This is a genomic window from Acinetobacter sp. AYS6 (assembly GCF_025630795.1).
Taxonomy (GTDB): domain Bacteria; phylum Pseudomonadota; class Gammaproteobacteria; order Pseudomonadales; family Moraxellaceae; genus Acinetobacter.
Map to the genome: position 1 here is coordinate 630173 of NZ_JAOTNV010000005.1, position 25461 is coordinate 655633.

A 25461-nucleotide genomic window follows, 5' to 3' on the forward strand; every position below is an offset into this window, starting at 1 on the left:
TTGGAGATGAAATATTTCAATATCATGATCATTTTATGAATATTTGATGAAAAAACATTCTCTATTTGTCATTAGAAGCCGTTTTTTTAATGAATCTATTACAAGTGAATGATGGGTCGTTATAGCTCATCAATTGTGCAACTATTCTGTTACAATAGCGCCGCATTTTTAAATTTGTAAAATATCGGGGTTTTCTATGTCTACGCTTGCCACCCTAAAAGCGCTTCTTGCCAAACGCATTCTGATTATTGATGGTGCAATGGGCACCATGATTCAACGCCATAAACTAGAAGAAGCCGACTACCGTGGTGAGCGTTTTGCCGATTGGGCACATGACTTAAAAGGTAACAATGACCTTCTTGTGCTGACTCAACCGGAAATCATTCAAGGTATTCATGAAGCTTATCTTGATGCGGGCGCAGACATTATTGAAACCAACAGCTTTAACGGCACACGTGTTTCAATGTCTGATTATCACATGGAAGATCTTGTTCCAGAGATTAACCGCGAAGCAGCACGTTTAGCTAAAGCAGCCTGTGAAAAATATTCGACTCCAGATAAACCTCGTTTTGTAGCAGGTGTACTCGGTCCGACATCACGTACCTGCTCTATTTCACCCAATGTAAATGATCCAGCATTTCGTAACATTACCTTTGATGAGCTAAAAGAAAACTATATTGAGGCAACTCATGCGCTGATTGAAGGCGGTGCAGATATCATTCTGATTGAAACCGTTTTTGATACATTAAACTGTAAAGCTGCAATTTTTGCGGTGAAAGAAGTCTTTAAACAAATTGGTCATGAATTACCTCTCATGATTTCGGGAACCATTACCGATGCCTCAGGTCGTACCTTAACAGGTCAAACTGCCGAAGCGTTCTGGAACTCGGTACGTCATGGTGACTTACTTTCAATTGGTTTCAACTGCGCCCTTGGTGCAGATGCAATGCGTCCTCACGTTAAAACCGTGTCTGATGTTGCTGATACGTTCATTTCTGCTCATCCAAATGCAGGCTTACCAAATGCTTTTGGTGAATATGATGAAACACCAGAACAAACTGCTGCCTTCTTAAAAGAGTTTGCAGAAAGTGGTTTGATTAATATTACCGGTGGTTGCTGTGGTACAACACCAGATCATATTCGTGCCATTGCTAATGCTGTAAAAGACATTGCACCACGTCAAATTCCTGAAACTAAACCAGCTTGCCGCTTAAGTGGTTTAGAACCATTTAATATTTATGATGACTCATTGTTCGTTAACGTAGGCGAACGTACTAACGTTACTGGTTCAAAAAAATTCTTACGTCTTATTCGTGAAGAAAACTTTGCCGAAGCTTTAGAAGTTGCACAGCAACAAGTGGAAGCTGGCGCTCAGATTATTGACATTAATATGGATGAAGGGATGCTCGATTCGCAAAATGCGATGGTACATTTCTTAAACCTTGTGGCTTCTGAGCCAGACATTTCACGTGTGCCGATCATGATTGACTCATCGAAATGGGAAATCATTGAAGCAGGCTTAAAATGTGTACAAGGCAAACCGGTTGTTAACTCAATTTCTTTAAAAGAAGGTTATGACGAGTTTGTTGAAAAAGCTCGCCTGTGCCGTCAATATGGTGCTGCGATTATTGTGATGGCCTTTGATGAAACAGGTCAGGCCGACACTGCTGAGCGCAAACGTGAAATCTGTAAACGTTCATATGACATTTTGGTTAATGATGTCGGCTTCCCTGCTGAAGATATTATTTTTGACCCGAACGTGTTTGCTGTTGCAACAGGGATTGAAGAACACAATAACTATGGTGTCGATTTTATTGAAGCCACAGGTTGGATTAAACAGAACTTACCTCACGCCATGATTTCTGGTGGTGTATCGAACGTTTCATTCTCATTCCGTGGTAATGAGCCTGTTCGTGAAGCCATTCACTCTGTGTTCTTGTACCATGCCATTAAACAAGGCATGACCATGGGGATTGTAAATGCTGGTCAAATGGCAATTTATGATGATATTCCGAAAGAACTTAAAGATGCAGTTGAAGATGTCGTTTTAAATCAGAACCAAGGTGAATCTGGTCAGGCTGCGACTGAAAAATTGCTTGAAGTGGCTGAAAAGTTCCGTGGTCATAGTGGTACTCAACGTGAAGCCGAAAACCTTGAATGGCGTAACGAACCTGTAGAAAAGCGTCTTGAATATGCTTTGGTTAAAGGTATTACTACCTACATTGACGAAGACACAGAAGAAGCTCGCCTAAAAGCCAAACGTCCTTTAGATGTAATTGAAGGCGCTTTGATGGACGGTATGAACGTCGTTGGTGACTTGTTCGGCTCAGGCAAAATGTTCTTACCTCAGGTTGTAAAATCTGCACGTGTCATGAAGCAAGCTGTGGCTTGGCTTAACCCGTACATTGAAGCTGAAAAAACAGGTAGCCAATCTAAAGGTAAAGTCCTCATGGCAACTGTTAAGGGCGATGTACACGATATTGGTAAAAATATTGTAGGTGTTGTACTCGGCTGTAATGGTTACGACATTGTTGACCTGGGTGTGATGGTGCCTTGCGAGAAAATCTTGCAAACCGCGATTGATGAAAAATGTGACATTATCGGGTTATCAGGTCTGATTACCCCATCTTTAGATGAAATGGTGTTTGTTGCGAAAGAAATGCAACGTAAAGGTTTTAATATTCCTTTATTGATTGGTGGCGCAACAACTTCTAAAGCACACACAGCAGTAAAAATTGATCCTCAATATCAAAATGATGCTGTGATTTATGTTGCAGATGCTTCACGTGCCGTAGGTGTTGTAACGACCCTGCTTTCAAAAGAAATGCGTGGAAAATTCATCGAAGAGCATCGTGCTGAATATGTCAAAATTCGTGAGCGCTTAGCCAACAAACAACCTAAAGCTGCCAAGTTGACTTATAAAGAGTCAGTTGAAAACGGTTTTAAAATTGACGAGAGTTATGTCCCTGCAAAACCAAATCTTTTGGGAACTCAAGTTTTAACCAATTACCCGCTTGCCACACTTGTCGAATATTTTGACTGGACACCATTCTTCATTTCTTGGAGCTTAGCAGGTAAGTTCCCGAAAATTTTAGAAGATGAAGTGGTTGGCGAAGCTGCAACAGATTTGTATAACCAAGCTCAAGTAATGTTGAAAGATATTATCGACAACAATCGTTTTGATGCTCGTGCTGTATTTGGTATGTTCCCTGCTCAGCGCACTGACGCTGACACAGTGAGCGTATTTGATGAAGCGGGTCAAAATGTTACGCATACTTTTGAGCATTTACGTCAGCAATCTGACAAAGTGACAGGTAAACCGAACTTGTCTTTAGCAGATTACATTCGCGCTGACCGTGAGCAACAGGACTACTTGGGCGGATTCACTGTATCGATTTTTGGTGCAGAAGAATTGGCAAATGAGTACAAAGCTAAAGGGGACGACTACTCTGCAATTTTAGTTCAGTCATTGGCTGACCGTTTTGCTGAAGCCTTTGCGGAACACTTGCATGAACGCATTCGTAAAGAGTTCTGGGGCTATAAAGCTGATGAACAGCTCAGCAATGAAGAACTGATTAAAGAGAAATATGTGGGTATTCGCCCTGCACCGGGTTACCCAGCTTGTCCAGAGCACTCTGAAAAAGCTGTGTTGTTTGACTGGTTAGGTTCTACCAATAAAATCGGCACCAAACTGACTGAACACTTTGCAATGATGCCACCATCTTCAGTCAGTGGTTTCTATTATTCTCATCCACAAAGTGAATATTTTAACGTGGGTAAAATCTCTCAAGACCAACTTGAAGATTATGCAAAACGTAAAGGTTGGACACTTGATGAGGCAAAACGCTGGTTAGGGCCGAATTTAGATGATTCGATTGTTTAAGTTATTAAAGGAACATCCCCTCAATTGAGGGGATTTTTTTATTTTTGTTCAAATACTCCTGTAATATGAGTCATACCATTAAGTGTATTTGCTCCTGCTTTTACATTATGAAAATAAAAGGTTTGTCTATTACTATCTGAAGTTATGCCAGAACAAGGGATTTCTCGATTTCCGCACATGAACTCTTGTTCACCAACTATTGTTTTAACGCTTAAATGTCCTGCAAGCTCTTGAATGATAGATATATCAATTAATTCATTACTATTTTCAAAACCTAGATTATAAATTTTTTGATCATTTTTAACTGTAGCTATATAACGATTGTGAATAGGCAACATTACTATTTTTTGATCCCCAAATTGTAAGTCACTATAAGTTTTAGGCATGTTCATATTTACACTAACATTTAGTTTCCTATTATTAGTATGATCAATCAATTCTATGTTTTCGAGATTAAACTCTATATTTTTTTGATCTTCCTTCCAAAACTGATCGCTCAATTTCTCTATATTTTCAAAATCCCCACCTTTATATACCAAATTAATTAATGCATTACTTTTCACCTTATTTTCATAAAATATTATACTTAAATATGAAATATCTTCATTTTTCTTCAAAGTAAATTTTTTTGTAGTGTATATTAATTCATTATTATAATATTGCTTTGACTCTTCAAAATCTATAATTTTAAAAATACTTCCATCAATAGCAATATCATTAACTTTGATAGCTGAAAACCTATCTTTTTGAAACAATGGCCAATTTGAAGGAACCGTAAAATTTATATTTCCAGACACAACTACGGGAACTCTATTTCCTATCTCCTCTCCATTTATAGAAGTTACTGAGAACTCATTTTTGGACTGATTCAAATCCAAACTCAATTTAAATTTATCCCCGAAATTTTCTATCTTATATGTCGTACCATCTAAACAAGTTAAGAGTGGTAAACATATAAGTGCCTTATTTAAAGTATCCTTCCATACCAAATAATCTAAACTCGCCATATTTGAATAAGGTTTTAATGAAATAGAGCCCAAGAGCTTTTTTTCCTGTCCCGTTAAATTAATCAAGACAGCCTCAGTAGGTTCATTACCATAAGCAATTAGGTCATAGTTGGTTATGGCTGGGTTTAATTCAACCTTTTCATTAACACTAACGCCTTGTATAAACAACGTATTATCTTTATTTGGTACTATACTTTGGTTATTTTCACCACATCCAGCCAACATTAAAAAACTTAATAGACTAAAGTGTATTTTTTTCATTTTTTCAAATCCTATTTATAATTTTTATTCATCTTATAACAGATATTTATTTAAACCAAACCTTCAAAATAGCCAACTTCCTGTTAATTGATGTCTACATTTCATTAGCATATTGAGATAAAAAATCCCTCAACCTTTAAGATTAAGGGATTTCAACGAATCTATTTCCATACTATCCACATTAAGAAAATACTACTTTTACTTTAAATGTGACTTAATCTTCTCTTTAACTGCTTCTGTTGAAATAGCATATCGATCATGCAAAGTTGGTAATGCCCCTGCATCTAAAAATGCATCTGGCAAACCAATCATGTAAAAACGAGGATGTTGACCATTTCTTAGAAGTAGTGAGCCGACAGCTTCCCCTAACCCACCAATGACTGAATGATTTTCGGCAGTTAAAACAGGTCGGTCACCTTTAGCGACTTCATCCAAAATAGTCTGTTCATCTAGCGGCTTAATAGTAGGCACATGCAACACTGAAACCTCAATGCCCTCTTTTTCAAGCTCTTCCGCTGCCTCAAGCGCACGCATGGTCAATAAGCCAGTCGAAATAATGAGTAAGTCTTTACCCGGTTTAATCACCTGTGCCTTACCTAATTTAAATTGGTAATTGTATTTATCGAGCACTAATGGAACTTGACCACGCAATAAACGCATATATACGGGACCATTATGAGCGGCAATTTGAGGAATCGCCTGTTCTATTTCCAAGGCATCACATGGATCAATGACCATCAAGTTCGGCATAGCGCGGAAAATCGCAATATCATCCGTTGCCTGATGGCTTGGCCCGTAACCGGTGGTTAAACCCGGAAGTGCCGCGACAATTTTGACATTGAGGTTATCTTCTGCAATCGCCATACAAATAAAGTCATAGGCACGGCGTGATGCAAACACAGCATAGGTGGTCGCAAAGGGAACAAATCCTTCACGAGCAAGTCCTGCTGCTGCACTCATTAAAAGTTGTTCTGCCATACCCATTTGGAAAAACTTGTCTGGGTTTTCTTTAGCAAAAATATGCAGGTCAGTATATTTTGATAAATCTGCTGATAAGCCCACAATATCATCACGCTCTTTTGCCAAGGCATTTAATGCATGTCCAAATGGAGCTGGTTTGGTCGGTTGGCCCTCGGCAGCAATAGAAGCAATCATTGCCGAAGTGGTTAGTTTTTTCTTAGGAGGATTGGCTAACTGGCTCATGGTGTATTCCTTACTGTCCGTAGTGGGTCAAAATATTTAAAGCATCGTCCCATTCATGCTCATCAACACGAATGAAGTGTGTTTTTTCGCGGCTTTCCAAGAACGACACGCCTTTACCCATTTTGGTGTCACAAATAATGACTCTTGGGCATGCTCCCTCATGGTTTTGTGCCTGATCGAATGCCTCAAGCAAAGCGTTCATATCGTTGCCATCTACGCGTTGGGTGTACCAACCAAATGACTGCCAACGGTCTACAATGGGTTCAAACGCTAAAATTTCGCTGGAGTGCCCATCTGCCTGCTGATTATTCACATCAATAATGGCAATCAGGTTATCTAGTTTCCAATGAGAAGCAGACATCACTGCCTCCCATGTTGAGCCTTCATTTAACTCACCATCGGACAGTAAGTTATAGACAAAAGCATCCGACTTTTTCTGTTTCAGTCCTAAACATGCACCGACCGCAATTCCAAGACCCTGCCCCAATGAACCACCTGTAATTTCCATGCCCGGTGTATATGAAGCCATGCCCGACATTGGTAAACGACTGTCATCTGCACCGTAGGTTTCAAGTTCTTCAAGCGGGATAATTTTTGCTTCAATTAAGGCTGCATAGAGTGCAATTGCATAGTGCCCAATAGATAGATAAAAACGGTCACGACCTTCCCATTCAGGGTTTTCTGGCTGATATTTCATGGCATGGAAATAAGATACTGCGAGCAAATCTGCTGCACCTAAAGCTTGTCCAACATAGCCTTGGCCTTGTACTTGCCCCATGCGTAAAGCATGTTGGCGAATGTGGTAGGCACGTTGTTGCAACTCGGCAATTTGGCCTGATTTATCAGTATTTAACATTGTCATTTACTATTCCTTATTAACGATTGACCAGTTTTGCTGGAACACGCAGAACCAAGCTGGCACCGAAAATTAATACTGCTGTGATTAAGAACATGCCGATTGCATTTGAACCTGTGTTGGTGGTGACCCAACCGATTAAATAAGGTGAGCAAAATCCTGCAAGATTGGCGAAGCTATTCACTGCGGCAATACCTGCCGCTGCCGAAACACCACCCAAAAAGTTGGTCGGTAACATCCAAAATAAAGAGGATGCAGTCAGCACACCTGAGGCTGCGATGCAAAGGCAAATTAAAGAGAGCGTTAGATTTGAAGCGAATAAAGTCGCAAGTGTGAGTGCTATAGCGCCTGCACACATCGGGATAATTAAGTGCCAGCGGCGCTCTTGGAAATGGTCACCACTACGCCCTGCCAAAAGCATAACTACAATGGCGCACATATAAGGCAGACTTGTAAGCAAACCGATATGCCAGTTATCACTAATGCCCGAGTTACGAATGAGAGTTGGCAACCAAAAGGTAATGGCATATTGGCCCATCACGACACAAAAATAGATGCCTGCGAGTAGCCATAAGCGTTTATCTGCGATGAACTCTTTGACGCTAGCATGACCTTCTTTGTGCTGGTTATCTTGAGCAAGCTCTTGCTTCACCAAGTTCTTTTCGTCTTGGGTTAACCAGTTGGCGTCTTGAACTGAATCTTTTAAAACAGCAAGTACAAGCAGGCCAACAAGTACAGTAGGAATGGCTTCAATAAGGAACATCCACTGCCAGCCAAACCAACCATGTACACCGCTCATTCGGTCCATGATTAAGCCTGAAAGTGGTCCACCAATCATTCCCGAAATTGGAATCGCGATAAACCAAAGTACGGTCATGCGTGCACGGCGGTAAGATGGGAACCAATAAGTGAGGTAGAGCAACAAACCCGGAGCTAGTCCAGCTTCGGCGACACCCAATAAAAAACGTAAGGTGTAAAATTGCCATTCAGTTTGAACAAAAGCAAAACAGCCTGACAAAATTCCCCATGTAATCATGATACGGGCAATCCAACGTCTTGCGCCTACCTTGTGGAGTACGATGTTGCTTGGCACTTCACAAAGAAAATAACCAATAAAGAAAATCCCTGCGCCTAACCCATATACAGCTTCACTAAACTGTAAATCGCTCATCATTTGGAGCTTGGCAAAACCCACATTTACTCGATCTAAATAGGCACAAAAATAACAAAGCATTAAAAATGGCATGAGCCGAAATGCAATTTTTCGATACGCCGACTTACGCACCGTTGTATCTACTTCAGATGAAAATAATGTATCCATCGTGCGAATCCCTTTACATTTGGCCACAGTATCCTCTTGTGACCATCATTCTATTTTTAGTTTTTAAATGACGAGCCTTAATGAATCAGCATGCCACCATTTACATCGAGTGTTACGCCCGTTAAGTAAGCTGACAGATCACTTGCCAAAAATAATGCTGCATTTGCAACATCTTGCGCTTTACCCAAACGACCAAGCGGAATACCTGCCAAAATGTCGTGACGACGGTCATCATTCATTAAACCGCCAGTAATATCAGTCTGAATTAGACCTGGAGTAAGAGAATTTACACGAATCTGGTCACCACCAAACTCACGTGCCATCGCTTTTGCTAGACCTAACACACCTGCTTTGGCAGCGCTATAATGTGGCCCGCCAAAAATACCACCGCCGCGCTGCGCTGAAACTGAAGATAAGCACACAATGCTTCCACCACCATTTGCTTTCATGGATGGAATAACAGCTTGAGACATAATCAGGGTTCCACGCAGGCTGACATCTAAAATACGGTCATAGTCATTGCGCTGAATATCGAGGGTTTTAACTGGCTGAGTAATGCCAGCATTGTTAATTAAAATATCAATCTTGCCATAATGCTGTAGTGCTTGTTCAACAGCTGCTTTGACCTGTTCTTCGTTCGCAACGTTTGCAGCAAGACCTAAATGTCCTTCACCAAGTGCCTTTGCAGCGTTTTGGCTTTGAGTAATATCTAAATCAACAATAATGACTTTAGCACCTTGTTGCGCAAAGATTTCTGCGGTTGCTCGCCCAATTCCACGTTCTGATGCTGCACCAGTAATTAATGCCACTTTTCCTTGTAGTAACATGTTCAATCCTCTTTTACGCTTTATTTCCTAAGTTCTGACTTAGAATCTCTTTTTTCACAAAGCCCAGCAATCAGCTCGAATTCAACAAGGCATGAAAAAAATTCATGCCTGTGCTATTTTTAAATAAGTTTTAGGGATTAAAACGGATCATTTCATGGATAGTAGTGAAAACAATTTCAACCAGATGCCCTCAATTAAAACATTACAGGCTTTTGAACAAACTGCTCGTTTTGGCAATGTTGCCAAGGCTGCCGAGCATTTGAATCTCACGCCTTCGGCAGTGAGTCATCAAATTGCTAAGCTTGAAGAAATGATTGGGCAGAGTTTATTTATTCGTGGTGCCCGTGGTGTGACACTAACCCCTTCTGGCGAACGCTATTTTCAAGATGTCACCACCATTTTGCACAACCTGATGTTAGCGACTGAAAAAGCTGCCGATAAAAGTCCTAAAGATAGTTTATATATTCATTCATCCCCAAGTTTTGGTTTGCTTTGGTTACTGCCTCGCCTCGAGTCATTTAAAGAAAAATTTCCAATGATTCAGGTCAACCTGTCGTGTTCTTATGAAAATTTGCACTTCACCCGCGACAAGATCGACATTGATATTCGTCATGGTTTACCCAACTGGACAGGGGTAGAAATCAGAACAATTCGTAATGAAAAGCTAGAAGTGCTTACATCCCCTAAGCTACTTGAACGCAGCCCTGTGCATAAACCTCAAGATTTATTAAAAAAAGAACTGATTTTATCGCGTTCAACCTTAGTTACTTGGCCCCAATGGTTTGCCCATCAGGGTCTAAGTATTCCTGAGTTTCCCTACACTTTAAGTTTTGACCGCTCTTATATGTCACTTGAGGCAGCCACACACGGACTAGGTTTTGTTTTAGAAAGTAATTTACTCACTCAAAATTATTTGGAATCTGGGAAATTAGTTAGAGTTTTTGCAGATGAACTATCGATTCCTATTTCTGCTCATCATTTGGTGTATCCACGAACACATCAATTTATTCCTAAAATTGAGCTATTTTTAAACTGGATTCATGATGAGTTAGCAGATTGAGAACGTAATTTTTAAATGATTTGAATTTCCTCAATTCTTAAGTGATGCATCATTTCTCGAACAAATACAAAGTAGGTAAAAACATAAAGCTGATCTGGAGACACTTGGCTTGTGTAGTAGCTCAAACGCTCAATAAAATCATTAAATCCATGCTCAAGCTCAGTACGGCTGATGTGCTTTTTAGCATTAAAAAATAACTCACTGAGCTGTGTCATGGCTGCATCAGATGTAACAGCTACACCACTTATATTTAGATTTCTGAGGGGTTTTGACTCGATGATTTCTTCAATAAAATAAATCATCTTTTCGATAGCAAGCTCATCAATAACACCATGGCCGATACTTTTTGAATCAACAAAACCCAAGCCCTGTTCAAGTCGAATGTGCTGGTTGTCTAAGTCAAATGACAAATCATTAAGACCAAGTGAAAATTTTAAAACCGAGTCGGGATGATTCATAAAAATAGCTTACCGTGGAGTTTTGCTCATAAGATTAATTTCTTTATAAGCGTAAATTGAACCAGTTTTTCCAATATTTAACATTAACTACTCCATTATTATTAACACTACATATAATAAAAACCTCTTTAAAAAGATGAAAAATCAATCTTATATTCATCCAGTCCAACTATTACAATATAGAGTATAAGCATGAAAAAATTAGTAATTTTAGGTGTCACGATTTATAGCGTTGCACAACTTGCAAATGCAGCAACGTTAAATGTAAAACCCTATGGCACAACTCAAAATGGTCAAAAAGTTGATCTATACACCATGAGCAACAATAATGGTGTCTCCGTATCTTTTATTAGTTTCGGTGGTGTAATTACACAGATCTTGACTCCCGATGCCCAAGGTAAACAAAATAATATTGTTTTAGGCTTCGATGACCTAAAAGGCTATGAAGTTACTGATACCAAAGAAGGCATTCATTTTGGCGGATTGATTGGTCGTTATGCGAACCGTATTGGCAATGCTAAATTTAGCTTGGATGGAAAAACGTATAATCTTGAAAAAAATAATGGCCCGAATTCATTACATAGTGGTAATCCTGGTTTTGATAAACGTGTTTGGCAAGTTAAGCCCCTCGTTTCTAAAGGTGAAACCGTTAAAGCGTCTCTGAAGTTAACCAGTCCAAATGGTGATCAAGGTTTTCCCGGAAAATTAGATGTAGAAGTGATCTACAGTCTTTCAGATCGAAATGAATTCCAGATTGAATATAAGGCTAAAACTGATCAGCCTACAGTCATCAACCTCACCAACCACAGTTATTTCAACTTATCAGGCGCTGGTAATAACCCTTATGGCGTACTAGATCATGTGGTACAACTCAACGCAGACCGTGTATTAGTAACCGATCAAAACTCTTTACCAACAGGTGAAATTGCTTCAGTGGCGGGTACACCTTTTGATTTTCGGACGCCTAAGGCCATTGTAAAAGATATTCGAGCGAATCATCAGCAATTGGCCTATGGATATGGTTATGACCAAACTTGGGTAATTAATCAAAAGTCTCAAGGAAAGTTAAATCTTGCAGCTAGTGTGGTTGATCCAAAATCTAAACGAACCATGCAGGTTTTAACCACTGAACCAAGCGTTCAAATGTATACGGCAAATCATTTATTAGGAAATATTGTTGGTGCAAATGGTGTACTTTATCGACAAGCAGACGCGCTAGCATTAGAAACACAGCATTTTCCAGATAGCCCGAATCAACCAAATTTCCCTTCTACACGTTTAAATCCAAATCAAACTTATAACAGTGTCACCGTATTTAAGTTTGGTATTCAGAAGTAGACTTTTGAACTGGAACTATATTTAGCTAAAAAAGACTCTCAGCTGCATATGACTGAGAGTCTTTTCATTTATTTAACTTTTGTATTTGGTAAAAATGCAGTTGCAAACCCAAGTAATGGCAAGAATGAACATAAACCAAATACCCATTCAATGCCGTTAATGTCGGCTAAATGCCCTAACCCGGCTGCGGCAATACCACTTACCCCGAACATCAGACCGAACATTAAACCTGCAATCATGCCCACACGGCCCGGAACAGCTTCTTGTGCGTAAACCACCATGGCAGCAAAAGCCGACGACAACACCAAACCAGCAATAATTGAGAAAACCGTTGTCCAGAATAAGTTTGCATACGGCATCATTAATGCAAACGGCGCCATACCAACAAATGAAACCCAAATCACAGCTTTACGGCCAATTTTGTCACCAATTGGGCCACCTGCAAATGTGCCTAAAGCAACGGCAGCTAAGAATGCAAACAAATGCAACTGAGCAGTCTGAATACTGATATGGAACTTTTGAATAAGATAAAAAGTAAAGTAATTACTAATGCTGGCAATGTAGGTAAATTTGGCGAACATCAACACGCTAATCGTGCTCAAGGCAATAATGAGCTTACGGCCATGCAATTTACTCTGTGCTTGGTTTACACGTGTAGCGACCTGATTTTTAGCATGACTCACCGTCCAGCGGCTTACACCAAATAAAACCCAAATGGCTAAAAGTGCAAATATGACTAAGCCCGCAACTGCATGCTGCCCAAATGGAACAATCAATAACGCTGCTAATAATGGACCAATGGCAGTACCTGTATTTCCGCCCACTTGGAAAGTCGATTGAGCCGTACCAAAGCGCCCGCCCGATGCCATTCGCGCCACACGTGAAGCTTCAGGGTGAAAAGTTGCAGATCCCACCCCAATTAGCGCAGATGCGCATAACAACACGGCAAAACTTGGTGAAAATGCCAACAAGATAATACCGCAGAATGTAACCATCATTCCGAGTGGCAGAAGATACGGTTTTGGATGTTTATCGGTATAAAGTCCGATCCAAGGCTGCAGCAGTGAACCTGTAATTTGATATACAAACGAGATCAGGCCAACTTGAGCAAAACTCAGCGAAAAGTTTGCTTTTAGCATTGGATAGATAGCGGGTAGCACTGCTTGAATCAAATCATTCAGTAAATGTGCAACCGCCACGGCGCCTACAATTTTAATAATCATTCCTTGAGGCTGATCATTTGCAACGGTATTGGCAATACCATCTTTCAATTGTATTGAAGACGTCATACCTGAAAAACTCCAATATTTTAAGTAAGGTGCTTATTGTAAATTGTCGCTTATAAAGTTATCTTCCAATAATCATCGTATAAGTGACAATTTTTAGGATAGATTATGTCCGATTCTCTTATTCAGTCTGATTTATCTGAACTTGTAATTGGACTATCTTCCGAGCATGCCTACCGAGAAATCACCCCGACCCATACGCATACACGTGCGCAGTTTTTGTATGCATCCACAGGAAATATTCAGGTGTTTACACCGAACAATGTCTGGATTGTGCCGCCTATGTGTGCCTTATGGATTCCGGCAAATGTAGAGCACAGTGTGATTTCACTGAGTCACGTGAAGTTAAATACGGCCTTAGTTGAAGTAAATGCAGCAGCTTTAATGGGACAACATTGCTTTATTATTCGGGTGAGCAATCTTTTGCATGAGCTTTTAATTCGTTTAAACGAAATTGAACGAGAGGACTCACCAAATATTGTGACCTCTCAAGAGCTTTCGCGTTCTTTACAAATTTTGATTTTTGAAGAAATTCATCGGGCCAATTTGTTACCTATCCAGATTCCATGGCCAAAAGACAAACGATTATTAAAAATTTGCCAAGCGTTATTACACGCTCCTAATCACTCAAAAGACTTAACAGATTGGGCTGATGATATTGGTGCGAGTTCGAGAACCTTAATGCGTATGTTCCAAAAAGAGACGGGGCTGTCCTATCGGGCATGGATACAGCAAATGCATATCGCACTTGCCTTGAGTAAAATCGCAAATGGTGAATCTATTGCTCAAATTTCCGAATCACTGGGGTATAACAACCCCAGTGCATTCAGTACGATGTTTAAACGACATTTAGGAAAAACACCTCAACAGTTTAGAAGTGCTGCGATGTCGTTATAAGTCTTTTTTTTTGAGCGTATTTCATGTTTTTCGAGTAAATCATCGAAATCATGATAGACATGAAGTTCTCGATCTTTTGCAGTTCTCGCATGGTCTAAACGTTGTTCAGGATCCACCAAAACAAGTGTATGACCATCATCAATCAGTCGATCTACACCTTCAAGAAACATACGTTTACCCACATCATGAATGAGTGAAATCTGGGTCAAATCAATCACAATGGTACTTTGATCAGTCGTTTCGTCTTGTAAAATACGCAACAACATTTCAGCTTCGGTAAATTTCAATACACCGCGAAGCACATACACACTTAATGAAGCATCTTTTCCTGTACGGTAATGACTTTGGACAATGGTTTGTGCAGAAGGTGTACCTTCCATGAGGTGTAATCCCATGTCACGGGATAACCGTTCTAAAATATCGATACCCCGAATACTATGACCATGCTCATCTAGTCGAGGTGAAAAAGCAGCAATACTGACCTGACCCGGCAGCACACCCAAAATACCACCTGCTACACCACTTTTAGCAGGAATACCTACAGTCGACAGCCAGTCACCCGCAGCATCATACATACCACAGCTCATCATGACACTGAGCACTTGTCTAACGACAGATCGGTTTAACAAACGCTTTCCAGTTTTAGGGTCGACTCCGCCATTGGCAAGCACACTGCCCATACGTACCAGATCTTTAACCGTCACCAAGATTGCACATTGGCGAATATAACCATTCACAATATCGACAGGGTCAGTTTCTAAAATTCCGACAGTTCGCAACATATAACCGATCGAAAGATTACGATACGCTGTTTTGACTTCCGAATCATAGACAGACTCATCAAAACTTAATTCACGTCCTGCAAGCTCGCTCATAAAACGACGTAAAATTTCTGCGCTATGTAAACCATGTTTAACCTGAATCAAGGAATGTACAGTAATTGCGCCAGAGTTGATCATCGGGTTTTTCGGACGTCCGTCTTTACCCAAGGAAATTTCATTGAAGGCTTCCCCCGAAGGCTCTACCCCTACTTTCGCAAGTACCGCATCAATGCCAAGCTGTTGCATCACATAGGCATATACAAAAGGTTTAGAAATCGATTGAATCGTGAATTCAATATCATCATCGCCTATTGAATAAATTTCGCCATCTACCGTAGACATTGCTAAAGCCAATCGGTCTGGGTTTGCATTTGCTAACTCTGGAATATAGTCAGCTAGATGTCCGCTATTATCTACCTCACAGGCTTCTATCACATTTGCCAAATAATCTGGGAGAGGGGTTTTCATGGTCAGTAACCTTAAATGAGGAGATTTACACTTTCGATCATTTTTCAGCACAACCTGCTGATAATATTAAAATTATAATTTTTTAGTGAAATAAAAATCACGATATAAGTATTGTAATTCCGATGGCTTCTTTATTTCAAGCTCATTATAGGTTTTTCAAAACTTTAAACAGAAGATTAGATTATTCTTTCTACAAACAAGATCCCATTTAAATGATCGACTTCATGTTGAACAATACGAGCAGGAAAACCATGAAAAACCGTTTCAACCACTTCACCTTGAAGTGTTAAATATTTCACCTTCACCATTTCTGCACGTTCAACTTGTCCACGCTCGTCTGGTACACTTAAGCAGCCTTCTTCCCCCAAAAGCGTTTCATTTGAGAACTCTAAAATTTCAGGGTTCACCATGACCACAGCTTCCATTTCAGGTGCATCGGGATAGCGTGGATTTGGTCTAGACGCCACAATAATGACCCGTTTAGAAATATAAACTTGCGGTGCAGCAATTCCTACCCCATTACGCTCAAGCATTGTCGCATGCATAGCATCAGCAAGCTGATAAAGCCAATTACTGTTTAACTCATTTGTCGAAACGGGAGCCGCACTGAGTTTTAAAATATCTTCACCACGCTTTGCGACAGGTAAAACTACACTCATCCTTTGAATCTCTTAATAAACTGGCTATGACAAGTTTTATTGTGTCGCTGAACGACTCAAAAGGAAAGTCATTCCTACATCTGTTTTTGTTTTATCTAAAGCGCTTTTTGTTTTAAAGCTTTCTTATCTGAATGATTAAAATCTGCACCTCCCCATAGAACAAATTTCCTCCATTTACTTTTACTTCACTTTTCCATTAATATCCAAACTTCAATTACAACAATTAAGTAAAAAAATGGATCAGGAATTAACTTTGCAGGATGCTAACTATCTTAATAAAGAAGATAAACGAACCCTTGCCCTTTCTTCATTGGGCGGAGCTTTAGAGTTTTATGATTTCGTAATTTATGTGTTTTACGCCAAAATCATTTCCGACCTCTTTTTCCCTAACACCTTAAGTCCTTTTTGGGCCATGCTGAATACTTATGGCATTTTTGCAGCAGGTTACTTTTTTAGGCCCTTAGGCGGGGTTGTCATGGCCCATTTTGGTGATTTGGTTGGGCGTAAAAAACTGTTTTCGCTTTCTATTTTGCTGATGGCACTGCCTACCCTGTTTATCGGGATTTTGCCGACCTTTGAAAATATTGGGTATTTTGCGCCGCTGCTTTTGTTACTTATGCGTGTAGTACAAGGTATTGCAATTGGGGGGGAAATTCCGGCTGCGTGGACGTTTGTGTCTGAACATGTCCCTGAAAGAAAAATCGGACTGGCAAATGGGTTACTCACTGCTGGACTGTCTTTAGGAATTTTACTAGGTGCACTCATGTCTTTATGGATTTCACTGAATTTTAGTGAGGGACAAATCCATGACTGGGCTTGGCGTATTCCTTTTATTGCAGGTGGTATTTTTGGTCTGGTCGCGCTTTATTTACGGACTTATTTAAAAGAAACGCCTGTGTTTAAAGCCATGCAGGCACGTAAAGAAATTTCTAAAGAAATGCCCGTAAAACAAGTGTTAAAAACGCATAAAACAGCCGTTGCGATTGGCATGTTATTTACATGGTTTTTAACAGGCTGTGTGGTGGTAGTGATTTTAGCCATGCCCAATTTATTAATTGGTTCATTTGGTTTTGAGCGCGCACAGACTTTTGAAATGCAAAGTGCCGCCATTGTCATGCAAATGGTCGGCTGTATCTTGGCTGGCTATTTTGCTGACCGTTTTGGTTGTGGCAAAGTCATGATGGTCGGTGCGCTTGCCGTGGCACTCACAGCAGCAGTTTTTTATAACAGTTTAGGGCATGCTGCCCATTCAACCATTTTTGGTTTATATATGTTGTTGGGTCTATGCTCAGGAACTGTCGGCATGGTGTCGAGCAGTATGGTCAAAATGTTCCCCGCGCCTGTGCGCTTCTCGGGCATTTCATTTTCATATAATTTGTCTTATGCAATTGTTGGCGGTATGACACTGCCTTTAGTACATTGGCTCAGTCAATATAGTGATATTGGTGCGATGTATTATATTTTCGCGCTCACCATTTTAGCCTTTGTGACTGCTTTTGTATTTTGGAATAAGTTTGAAAAAAACAGATATTAAAAGCTTTAACCTATGAAAAAACCACGCCGATCGCGTGGTTTTTTATTGCTGCTTACTTTAGAAAGTAAAGCCGATATTAAAGTTAATACGGTATAGCCATTTATCGCTATTTGGTGAAGTCGCAGAGGTATACCCCGTTGAGTTGGTTGCCCCACCAATAATGTTGGAGTTTTTACCCCACGTATAATCCGCCCAAACCATAAATGGTGAAGCAATAAACATCATACCTGTGGTGTTCATTTGCGAATCTGACCAATCATCACGCTTTTTATCAAGATAACTATAGTCATTATAAAACTTAATGGCTTTTAGCTTGCCCATATTGGTCACAGGCAACGTATAAGCAAGGTTTAAACTGGCAATCGTACCTTCCGAAGCAATGAAATAGGCTGGCGTAAGACCATTCGCCCCCATCAAAGTCATATCACTATTTACACCATCAGGATTTTTAGCATCGTACTGATAATGAATGACCGAGCTTTGTAAGTTAAAGCGTTTGTAGTTGTTTTCAGTATGCAAACCGACTGCATAATATTTGCCGTCTTTATCGGTAATATCATTATGCAACTGAGCAATTGCACCCGATACACCGAACTCTTGCTTACCGAAATCAGTTTCTAACTTGCGAACAATACGGGTATTCACCTGATTGCGCTTTTCATTTTGATAGGCTTTTTGAGATGGAAATGCGTTTCCTGCCAAGTCATCATAAGTTGCACTTTCAGGTGAATAACGCAAGTTCGTCTCTAACATTTGCGGGTAATAGCCCAGTTTTACATCCCAATCCTTGTTGTGATAATTCCAGTTAATCCCCGGTGCAATGTTATTGCCATAACCTAAAAAGAATGGAATGTGATAGGTCCAGCCATTTTGAGGATATGGATAAATCGTAAAAGGCTTATAAACCAAACCTGCTTCAATGCTGTTATTGGCATCTAGGTTATAGCCGACATATGCTTTTTCAATGGACGTTTTCTGCTGGTCTTGAACCATATAACTGGCATTGATGTAAGCATCATCAAATTTGCCTTTTAGATCGACTCTGAAAATATCAAAATGGAGCTTACCAAAACCACGGTTTGGCCCTTCCCAATCTTCATAGCGCTGATTTAACCGAACCACCCCACCTAACTTTAATGAGTCGGTGCCATCATCACTTTTCCATTCAAGCAATGAATCTTTTGCAAATGCATTGACGCTTACCCCCAGCGTAAGCGGTGCAATGAATGCCATGATCAATGAAGTCTTTTTCATCTCTACATCCTTGATTGAGTTCCAGCGTCCTGCTGGAACTTTATTTGTTTTACCTGTAAAACTTAGTTTTTATTGTTTTTTAGATAAAAAAATATATCTAAAAAAAGGATGGCTTAGCAGCTCCCATCGCATATGTACTAAACCATCCAAACTGGTTAATACAGTTTCTTTTGCGGTGGACCCGCAAAGTTTAATGGTCCAATCGAGTTCATATCGAGCTCAATCACAGTTGGTCCTTCAAAAGCCACAGCCTCTTGAATAACCGTTTTAAATTCATCTGCACTACCGACTTTCCAGCTCTTCACACCCATTGATTCGCCAAGAAGTTTGTAATCTGGTGTATGCAATTCATTGAAATACTGACGACCACCAAAGTAGTTATTTTGAATGCCACGCATTACGCCATAACCACCATCATTCATAATCATTAAGACCATGTTGGTGTTTTCTTGCACCATGGTTGCAATTTCACCAATGCCAAGCATTAAGCCGCCATCACCCACTAAACCAATCACTTTTTTGTCAGGGTTAGCAACCGAAGCCCCAATTGCTGTTGCAAGACCTAAACCAATTGCACCCGCAAGTGAATGAATGTTTTGGTTTGGTGCTTGTACAGGGAATAAACGGCTGCCCCATGTACTGCCCGACATGGTAATGTCACGTACAAAAATGCCGTCTTGCGGTAAAGCTGCACGTAAGTGGTCACAAATTAAAGCGTACTGGTCGATTTGTTTACGCAGTGCATCAATTGCAGACTGTTTAGCAGCAACTACAGCAGCATCGTAGTCGGCATCAACTTTTGAAGTTCCTTGAAGCTGTTCTAACACACGTGTTAAGACATCTTTGGCATCGCCACAAATGAAGTTGCGGATTTTGTAATTACGTTGCTGAGCCACTGGGTTAGCATCTACCTGAATAATGTTTTCAGGGAACTCAACCGAATAAGTTTTTGTTTCATTACTACGTAAACGTGAACCCACCACCACCATCAGGTCGGCATCTTTTAATAACTGCTCAACCGCTGCCGAGTTATGGAAAGCACCTAAGCTACGTGGATGGTCATCTGGCAACACTCCACGACCGTGCGTAGACGACACCACTGGAATACCTAAATCTGCAATTGCTTTAACTTCGGCAATGCTATTTAAAGTCCCACCGCCAATCCAGAAAATCGGGCGTTTTGCTTTTTTGATTTCACTGACAAGAAGATCAATTTCAGCTTGTTCTGCCTGCGGCAACTCAAGTGCTTTGACTGGTCCAAGATTAAGTGGTAAATCAATTTCTGCTGCTTGTACATCAATAGGTAGTTCAACACTTACCGGTCCCATTGGAACTGTAGTTGCGACACGAATAGCTTCACGAATCACGCCAACAGCATTGTCTGGGCTGGTAATACGGAACGCCGCTTTGCTTGATGCACGTAAGAATGTAAGTTGGTCTTTAGTTTCATGAATGAAGCTTGCATCACGGTCGAGATATTCACGCTCAACTTGACCTGTTAAATGTAATACGGGGCTACCCGCATTCATTGCTTCAATGAGTGAACCTACTGCATTACCTGCCCCAGCACCGGTACTGGTCAGTGCTACACCTAGGCCTTTAAAGCGTGAGTGTGCATCTGCCATGGTGACCGCACCCGCTTCACCACGGGCTGCGACAAAGCGCATTTTTTCACGGCGCCCTACTGCATCTGCAATAGGTAAATTGTGGATGGAAATAACACCATACATACTATCAACTTGGTGCGCTTCTAAAACTCTTGCGATTGCTTCGCCTACATTTACACGTTCAGTCATGTCTGTTCCTCAAAATTTGTTTTCAGTCCTTGAATTTATTAATCGCACCAAGGGTTAGGCTGTTCATTCAGCCCCATATAAATACTCTTTTGTTGCATGTACGATAAAATGCCCAAACGGCCTTTTTCACGCCCGATTCCACTATCTTTAAAGCCACCAAACGGCGCACTAATCGAGAATTTTTTATAGGTATTAATCCATACCGTTCCCACTTCTAATGCACGTGCAATGCGCCAAGCTTTGCGATAGCTTTCAGTCCAGATACCTGCGGCAAGACCAAAACAACTGTCATTGGCTTGGGCAATTAAATCTTGCTCGTTGTCATATTTCATAACGACTAAAACAGGGCCAAAAATTTCTTCCTGACAGGTTTGAGCACTGTTATTTAAGCCCGTAATAATGGTCGGTAAGTAATAGCTTCCTTTGGCATATTCACCAGTGGTAAGCGCTTCACCACCAACCAGAACCTGACCACCTTCACTTTTAGCAAGCTGTACATAGCGGTCAACGGACTGCAAATGTTTGTCATTCACTAGTGGCCCTAAATGCACACCAGCCTGTTCCGGATGGCCCACACGTAGGCCTTTAGTAATTTCAACCAACCGCGTTAAAAACTGCTCGTAAAGACTGCTATGAATAAACAAGCGAGAACCTGCGATACACGCTTGGCCTGCTGAGCTAAAAATACCGTACGCGACACCTTTAGCAGCCAGTTCGACGTCTGCATCCGGCAAAACGATGGTTGGTGATTTACCACCTAACTCAAGTGAAGTGGTAATCAGTTTGTCAGCGGCAATATGTGCTAAATGACGACCCGTGGTTGTTCCACCTGTAAAAGAAATTTTACGAACCAACGGATGTTGAGCAATTGCGTCACCAATGATAGAACCGCGACCCACTAGCACACTGAGTAAACCTTTTGGTAAGCCTGCTTCTTCAAAAATTTTGGCAAGTTCTAAAGCAATCAATGAAGTTGCCTCCGCTGGTTTTAACACCACGGCATTTCCTGCTGCTAAAGCTGGAGCAAGCTTTTGAACTTCACTCGCAATTGGAGAGTTCCAAGGCGTAATCGCTGCCACAACACCGACAGGTTCATGCACACTCATGGTCATAAAGTCTGGAGCACGTTGAGTTGTTAATTCATCATTAAGCGTCTCACAGGCAGCCGCAACATAACGTGCAGTCGCCGCAGCGCTCATCACCAAACCACGAGTTTCGGTTAAAGGCTTACCATTATCACGTGTTTGTAATTTCGCTAATTCATCTACACGCGCTTCAATAATGTCTGCAACTTTGTAGAGAATACGTGCACGCTCATGCGGCAAGCTATTTCTCCAGCTCGGTTGACGCCACGCCTGATCTGCTTTTTCAATTGCCTCATTTACATCTTCAAGCGTTGCCGTTGAAAGCTCTGCATTCACCGACTGATCTGCCGGAAACAGGCTTTGAATGACTGCACCACGGCCTAATCGCCATTCACCTGCAATATAAATTTCCTTTGCCATGATCAAATCCTTCTTAAATCTGTATTGCTTCTACACTGTTGCGACAAGCACGAATCACGCTAAGCGCAGCCAAAGTTGATGTTTTCGGGTTACTTGGCAGCGGCACGCCCACCAATTCAATGGTCATTTGTCCAAAGCCACCTTCTGCCACAATGGTATGTTTGTTTTTGTTGATGGTTGGATCAACAGTTAACTCAACCATGGTTTCATCCATTCCAAGCCCTGCAAGTGCAATGGTTGCTGCAACGTTGGCATTGGCCGGAAATTTCATCGCAGCTTCGCGGGCAGTTCCAGTGAAAAAGACAGTAGGTTCAGAAACATGGTCTAAATCGACCAATTGCTCTGCATAACTGCCTTTCCAGCTTTTTGGACTTTTACAGCCTTTGTAAGTGACTTTTTGCAAGCCACCTTCTTTGGCCGCAGAAATACCGTCAATGCCTGCGATTGCACCTGCCAATAAATGCAGATGGGCATTATTTTGCTCAGCCGTTTGTTTGAGCTGAATCAGAAAATCACTATCAGCCAAAGTTCCAACCGAGATCAGTCCTATGGTCCAGCCTTTTGCTAAAACCTTTTGAGCATGCTCTTTTACCGCGGCTTGACCTGCCACCTCAATGACATAGTCTGGCGCACCATCACATTGCTCAATATCTGAAATCACCTGAATCTCTGAAGACACTTGTGATTGAACTTTTTCAACGCTACGAGACGGCACTACAATCCATTTCAGTTGCAGATCTTGGGGTAAATGAGCATGCACTTCTGCTGCCATTGCGCCAAAACCAATCATCATCAACTTTTTCATGACAGCACCTTATATTTATAAATGTTTATTAAAACCACCTGAGACATCGAGTGCCGCACCTGTGGTGTACGATGCCAATGGCGATGCCAAGAAAACTAAAGCCCGAGCAGGTTCTTCAGGACGGCCTAAACGCTGCATTGGAATACCGCGGTTTTTTGCGATATTGCCTGTCCACTCTTCCCACGACTGGTTTAAGTCTGAACGAGTTTCATAACGGCGTTTCCACTGCGCAGATTCGACCATTCCAAGTAAAATTGAGTTCACACGAACGCCATACTGAGTAAACTCGTGCGCCAAAGAATGCGTTAAATTCAACAATGCAGCGCGTGCAGATGAAGTCGCAATCATGTGCGGTTCTGGTTGCAATGCTAGTAACGAGTTCACATTGGTAATTGAGGCATTTGCCGACTGTTTTAAGTCTTCAAGAAAAGCCCGTACCGGATGTAAAACACTGAAATATTTCAGCTCAATTTCTTTCATCCAGTCTTCATCTTGCGTATTTTCAAAGTTTGAAACACGGCCTTGCCCAGCATTGTTAATGAGCATGTCCACATTACCTAAATTGAGTTTTACGTCTTTGGCAAATTGTTGAACTTCTTCTTTTTTCAACACATTGCATGCTTTGGTAAAAATGTTGGCATGCGGATATTTTTCCAAAATATAGCGCTTAGAAGCATTTAAACGCTCTTCATCGCGACCACACCAAGCAACTTTTGCACCCTCTGCGACCAGTATTTCAACAGCAGCCAGCCCAATCCCAGATGAGCCACCGGTAACAACTGCAACTTTTCCTTCAACTTGGAAGCTCATAATCCTTAATCTCTCTTACGATTATTCCTGAATCGTCAACATAATTTGGTTAAATGCTTGCGGTTGGTCGACATAACTTAAATGTCCTGCATCTTGGATGATGTAGTACTGTTCCAACTGCAATTCCTGAGCAAGCGCTTGTATACCTAACGCAGGAGTGATTTGATCTTGCTGCCCTGCAATCACTGTGCATGGGACTTTTAAATCGGTTAAATAATTACGTATTTCGTCATAAGCCAGTAAATACGATGCATGGGTAAAACCCTTTAAGGTCAATTGCTGCATCACCTCTGAAACTAAAGCTAAAGCTTGTGGCTCTTGTTTATAAATCAAATGAGGTCCACGGCTTTCGGCCATGCCTTTAGCACCGAGTTCTTTCAACATTTTTGGTCTTTTTTCAAAAACCTGAATTTGTGTCTGTTCATCGTGGCGTTGATAGCCTTGGGCTAAATTAGCGACTACCAAGTGTTCCACTCGCTCTGGGTAAAGTGCAGCAAATGCACTCGCCTGTAAGGCACCTAATGAGTGTCCGACCACAGTTGCTTTTTCAATTTTTAAAACATCGAACAATGCTGCCAAACGCTTTGCGTAGTCGGTAGCATTGGGTTGATCCGTTAAAAGTTCAGCTGATTTGCCATAGCCCGGTGCGTCCCAGGCAATGACATGAAAATGATGAGATAGCACTTCAAGTTGGTTTACCCATGAAGCAGAACCTGAACTAATGCCATGCAACAGCACAAGGTACTCACCCTGACCGGCTTCCCGATAGGCTTGCTGCTGGCCTTGAACAGTGACCGTTTTCACCGGAAATTCTGCTAACTTTTCAATGAGTGTCATCATTTTTATTCCTTTCCCTTCATTCACTTCATCAAACAATTAACGTTTGATTTGAGACAATGGATGCTCGGGTGGATAGTTCGGAATGGTTGGTTTACCTGTTCCTAACATTACACACATCAAGGCATCTTCCTGACCTGGGTTAAATAGACCACGGTAGATGCCCGGTGGAATTGAAATCAGGTCACGCTCTTTTAAACGGGTCTCAAATTTTTCGCCGTTGTGCTCAATGAACAAATCAATTTCGCCGCGGAGCATAAAGAAAACTTCTTCAACATCGTGGTGAATGTGCAAAGGACCTTCACACTGTGGCGGCAACACCATGGTCGAAAATGTGAAGTTTTCTGCTGGAACGGTATTACCGTCATTTGCAACACCTGTTGCGCCCGTACCCATATAACGCATTTGAGCACGGCGATATTTCGGGTCATAATCGGCTTGGAACTTCAAAGCATCAAAATCATATTTACGTGTCTCAAAGCGAGCAATACGCGTGTTTAACCAATCTTCTAAAGAAGCACCTTCTGGTTGTGCCCACGATTCGAATTGTTGTGTAGTCATTTTTAAACTCCTAT

21 protein-coding genes are annotated in these 25461 nt (G+C 41.1%); 5 read left to right on the forward strand and 16 right to left on the reverse strand.

Annotation, left to right across the window (positions count from 1 at the left end; all coding sequences use genetic code 11):
• Positions 1-196: 196 nt before the first annotated feature.
• Complete coding sequence (gene metH, locus OD757_RS07715) at positions 197-3883, forward strand: methionine synthase (protein ID WP_263031454.1); 3687 nt, start codon at positions 197-199, stop codon at positions 3881-3883.
• Positions 3884-3921: 38 nt separating this feature from the next.
• On the opposite strand, the gene OD757_RS07720 is transcribed toward metH, so the two are convergent.
• The 5 genes from OD757_RS07720 to OD757_RS07740 all read right to left on the reverse strand — a co-directional run bounded on the left by OD757_RS07720 (position 3922) and on the right by OD757_RS07740 (position 9358).
• A complete protein-coding gene (locus OD757_RS07720; protein WP_263031455.1) occupies positions 3922-5151 on the reverse strand; it encodes a hypothetical protein in 1230 nt (409 codons plus the stop codon).
• Between the two features lie 198 nt (positions 5152-5349).
• Positions 5350-6354, reverse strand: a complete 1005-nt coding sequence (locus OD757_RS07725) for a transketolase family protein (RefSeq protein WP_263031456.1) — start codon at positions 6352-6354, stop codon at positions 5350-5352.
• A gap of 10 nt (positions 6355-6364) precedes the next feature.
• A complete protein-coding gene (locus OD757_RS07730; RefSeq protein ID WP_263031536.1) occupies positions 6365-7210 on the reverse strand; it encodes a transketolase in 846 nt (281 codons plus the stop codon).
• Positions 7211-7229: 19 nt separating this feature from the next.
• A complete protein-coding gene (locus OD757_RS07735; protein ID WP_263031457.1) occupies positions 7230-8531 on the reverse strand; it encodes an MFS transporter in 1302 nt (433 codons plus the stop codon).
• Positions 8532-8608: 77 nt separating this feature from the next.
• Entirely contained in the window at positions 8609-9358 is a 750-nt protein-coding gene (locus OD757_RS07740; protein ID WP_263031458.1) for an SDR family NAD(P)-dependent oxidoreductase, read from the reverse strand.
• Positions 9359-9542: 184 nt separating this feature from the next.
• Between OD757_RS07740 and OD757_RS07745 the strand changes: the two genes are divergently transcribed.
• A complete protein-coding gene (locus OD757_RS07745; protein ID WP_263031537.1) occupies positions 9543-10418 on the forward strand; it encodes a LysR substrate-binding domain-containing protein in 876 nt (291 codons plus the stop codon).
• Positions 10419-10429: 11 nt separating this feature from the next.
• On the opposite strand, the gene OD757_RS07750 is transcribed toward OD757_RS07745, so the two are convergent.
• Positions 10430-10876: a hypothetical protein gene (locus OD757_RS07750; RefSeq protein WP_263031459.1), complete on the reverse strand. Its 447-nt coding sequence runs from the start codon at positions 10874-10876 to the stop codon at positions 10430-10432.
• Between the two features lie 192 nt (positions 10877-11068).
• On the opposite strand from OD757_RS07750, the gene OD757_RS07755 reads away from it, so the two are divergent.
• Complete coding sequence (locus OD757_RS07755; protein ID WP_263031460.1) at positions 11069-12214, forward strand: aldose epimerase family protein; 1146 nt, start codon at positions 11069-11071, stop codon at positions 12212-12214.
• A gap of 68 nt (positions 12215-12282) precedes the next feature.
• Here the strand turns inward: OD757_RS07755 and OD757_RS07760 are convergent, their stop codons facing one another.
• Positions 12283-13503, reverse strand: a complete 1221-nt coding sequence (locus tag OD757_RS07760; protein WP_263031461.1) for an MFS transporter — start codon at positions 13501-13503, stop codon at positions 12283-12285.
• A 105-nt stretch (positions 13504-13608) separates the two neighbouring features.
• On the opposite strand from OD757_RS07760, the gene OD757_RS07765 reads away from it, so the two are divergent.
• Positions 13609-14397 carry an AraC family transcriptional regulator gene (locus tag OD757_RS07765; RefSeq protein WP_263031462.1) on the forward strand — a complete coding sequence of 263 codons (789 nt, stop codon included), beginning with the start codon at positions 13609-13611 and terminating at the stop codon, positions 14395-14397.
• Here OD757_RS07765 and OD757_RS07770 read toward each other — a convergent pair.
• Positions 14364-15686 (reverse strand): glutaminase, encoded by a 1323-nt coding sequence (locus OD757_RS07770; RefSeq protein WP_009386587.1) that lies wholly within the window; start codon positions 15684-15686, stop codon positions 14364-14366. The two genes, OD757_RS07765 and OD757_RS07770, sit on opposite strands and share 34 nt — an antisense overlap.
• 176 nt (positions 15687-15862) lie before the next feature.
• Positions 15863-16345, reverse strand: coding sequence for a peptide deformylase (def, locus tag OD757_RS07775; RefSeq protein ID WP_263031463.1), 483 nt, complete (start codon positions 16343-16345; stop codon positions 15863-15865).
• A 235-nt stretch (positions 16346-16580) separates the two neighbouring features.
• On the opposite strand from def, the gene OD757_RS07780 reads away from it, so the two are divergent.
• Positions 16581-17879, forward strand: coding sequence for an MFS transporter (locus OD757_RS07780; protein WP_263031464.1), 1299 nt, complete (start codon positions 16581-16583; stop codon positions 17877-17879).
• Positions 17880-17936: 57 nt separating this feature from the next.
• On the opposite strand, the gene OD757_RS07785 is transcribed toward OD757_RS07780, so the two are convergent.
• The 7 genes from OD757_RS07785 to OD757_RS07815 all read right to left on the reverse strand — a co-directional run bounded on the left by OD757_RS07785 (position 17937) and on the right by OD757_RS07815 (position 25447).
• Entirely contained in the window at positions 17937-19133 is a 1197-nt protein-coding gene (locus tag OD757_RS07785; protein WP_031962933.1) for a hypothetical protein, read from the reverse strand.
• Positions 19134-19288: 155 nt separating this feature from the next.
• A complete protein-coding gene (locus tag OD757_RS07790; RefSeq protein WP_263031465.1) occupies positions 19289-20929 on the reverse strand; it encodes a thiamine pyrophosphate-binding protein in 1641 nt (546 codons plus the stop codon).
• A gap of 38 nt (positions 20930-20967) precedes the next feature.
• Complete coding sequence (locus OD757_RS07795) at positions 20968-22434, reverse strand: aldehyde dehydrogenase (protein ID WP_263031466.1); 1467 nt, start codon at positions 22432-22434, stop codon at positions 20968-20970.
• A gap of 13 nt (positions 22435-22447) precedes the next feature.
• Positions 22448-23239, reverse strand: coding sequence for an aspartate dehydrogenase (locus OD757_RS07800; protein ID WP_009386585.1), 792 nt, complete (start codon positions 23237-23239; stop codon positions 22448-22450).
• Positions 23240-23254: 15 nt separating this feature from the next.
• Positions 23255-24049, reverse strand: a complete 795-nt coding sequence (locus OD757_RS07805; protein ID WP_263031467.1) for an SDR family oxidoreductase — start codon at positions 24047-24049, stop codon at positions 23255-23257.
• A 21-nt stretch (positions 24050-24070) separates the two neighbouring features.
• Positions 24071-24889 carry an alpha/beta fold hydrolase gene (locus tag OD757_RS07810; protein WP_263031468.1) on the reverse strand — a complete coding sequence of 273 codons (819 nt, stop codon included), beginning with the start codon at positions 24887-24889 and terminating at the stop codon, positions 24071-24073.
• Positions 24890-24925: 36 nt separating this feature from the next.
• Positions 24926-25447 carry a cupin domain-containing protein gene (locus tag OD757_RS07815; RefSeq protein ID WP_002117566.1) on the reverse strand — a complete coding sequence of 174 codons (522 nt, stop codon included), beginning with the start codon at positions 25445-25447 and terminating at the stop codon, positions 24926-24928.
• Positions 25448-25461: the final 14 nt, after the last annotated feature.

Bases quoted from the DNA above. Each gene is read 5' to 3' on its own strand.
- OD757_RS07730 (WP_263031536.1), bottom strand. From the start codon at position 7,210: ATGTTAAATACTGATAAATCAGGCCAAATTGCCGAGTTGCAACAACGT.
- OD757_RS07750 (WP_263031459.1), bottom strand. From the start codon at position 10,876: ATGAATCATCCCGACTCGGTTTTAAAATTTTCACTTGGTCTTAATGAT.
- OD757_RS07770 (WP_009386587.1), bottom strand. From the start codon at position 15,686: ATGAAAACCCCTCTCCCAGATTATTTGGCAAATGTGATAGAAGCCTGT.
- OD757_RS07760 (WP_263031461.1), bottom strand. From the start codon at position 13,503: ATGACGTCTTCAATACAATTGAAAGATGGTATTGCCAATACCGTTGCA.
- OD757_RS07805 (WP_263031467.1), bottom strand. From the start codon at position 24,049: ATGAGCTTCCAAGTTGAAGGAAAAGTTGCAGTTGTTACCGGTGGCTCA.
- OD757_RS07780 (WP_263031464.1), top strand. From the start codon at position 16,581: ATGGATCAGGAATTAACTTTGCAGGATGCTAACTATCTTAATAAAGAA.
- OD757_RS07790 (WP_263031465.1), bottom strand. From the start codon at position 20,929: ATGACTGAACGTGTAAATGTAGGCGAAGCAATCGCAAGAGTTTTAGAA.
- def (WP_263031463.1), bottom strand. From the start codon at position 16,345: ATGAGTGTAGTTTTACCTGTCGCAAAGCGTGGTGAAGATATTTTAAAA.
- OD757_RS07725 (WP_263031456.1), bottom strand. From the start codon at position 6,354: ATGAGCCAGTTAGCCAATCCTCCTAAGAAAAAACTAACCACTTCGGCA.
- OD757_RS07800 (WP_009386585.1), bottom strand. From the start codon at position 23,239: ATGAAAAAGTTGATGATGATTGGTTTTGGCGCAATGGCAGCAGAAGTG.
- OD757_RS07740 (WP_263031458.1), bottom strand. From the start codon at position 9,358: ATGTTACTACAAGGAAAAGTGGCATTAATTACTGGTGCAGCATCAGAA.
- OD757_RS07810 (WP_263031468.1), bottom strand. From the start codon at position 24,889: ATGATGACACTCATTGAAAAGTTAGCAGAATTTCCGGTGAAAACGGTC.
- OD757_RS07785 (WP_031962933.1), bottom strand. From the start codon at position 19,133: ATGAAAAAGACTTCATTGATCATGGCATTCATTGCACCGCTTACGCTG.
- OD757_RS07815 (WP_002117566.1), bottom strand. From the start codon at position 25,447: ATGACTACACAACAATTCGAATCGTGGGCACAACCAGAAGGTGCTTCT.
- OD757_RS07795 (WP_263031466.1), bottom strand. From the start codon at position 22,434: ATGGCAAAGGAAATTTATATTGCAGGTGAATGGCGATTAGGCCGTGGT.
- OD757_RS07755 (WP_263031460.1), top strand. From the start codon at position 11,069: ATGAAAAAATTAGTAATTTTAGGTGTCACGATTTATAGCGTTGCACAA.
- OD757_RS07745 (WP_263031537.1), top strand. From the start codon at position 9,543: ATGCCCTCAATTAAAACATTACAGGCTTTTGAACAAACTGCTCGTTTT.
- OD757_RS07765 (WP_263031462.1), top strand. From the start codon at position 13,609: ATGTCCGATTCTCTTATTCAGTCTGATTTATCTGAACTTGTAATTGGA.
- OD757_RS07720 (WP_263031455.1), bottom strand. From the start codon at position 5,151: ATGAAAAAAATACACTTTAGTCTATTAAGTTTTTTAATGTTGGCTGGA.
- metH (WP_263031454.1), top strand. From the start codon at position 197: ATGTCTACGCTTGCCACCCTAAAAGCGCTTCTTGCCAAACGCATTCTG.
- OD757_RS07735 (WP_263031457.1), bottom strand. From the start codon at position 8,531: ATGGATACATTATTTTCATCTGAAGTAGATACAACGGTGCGTAAGTCG.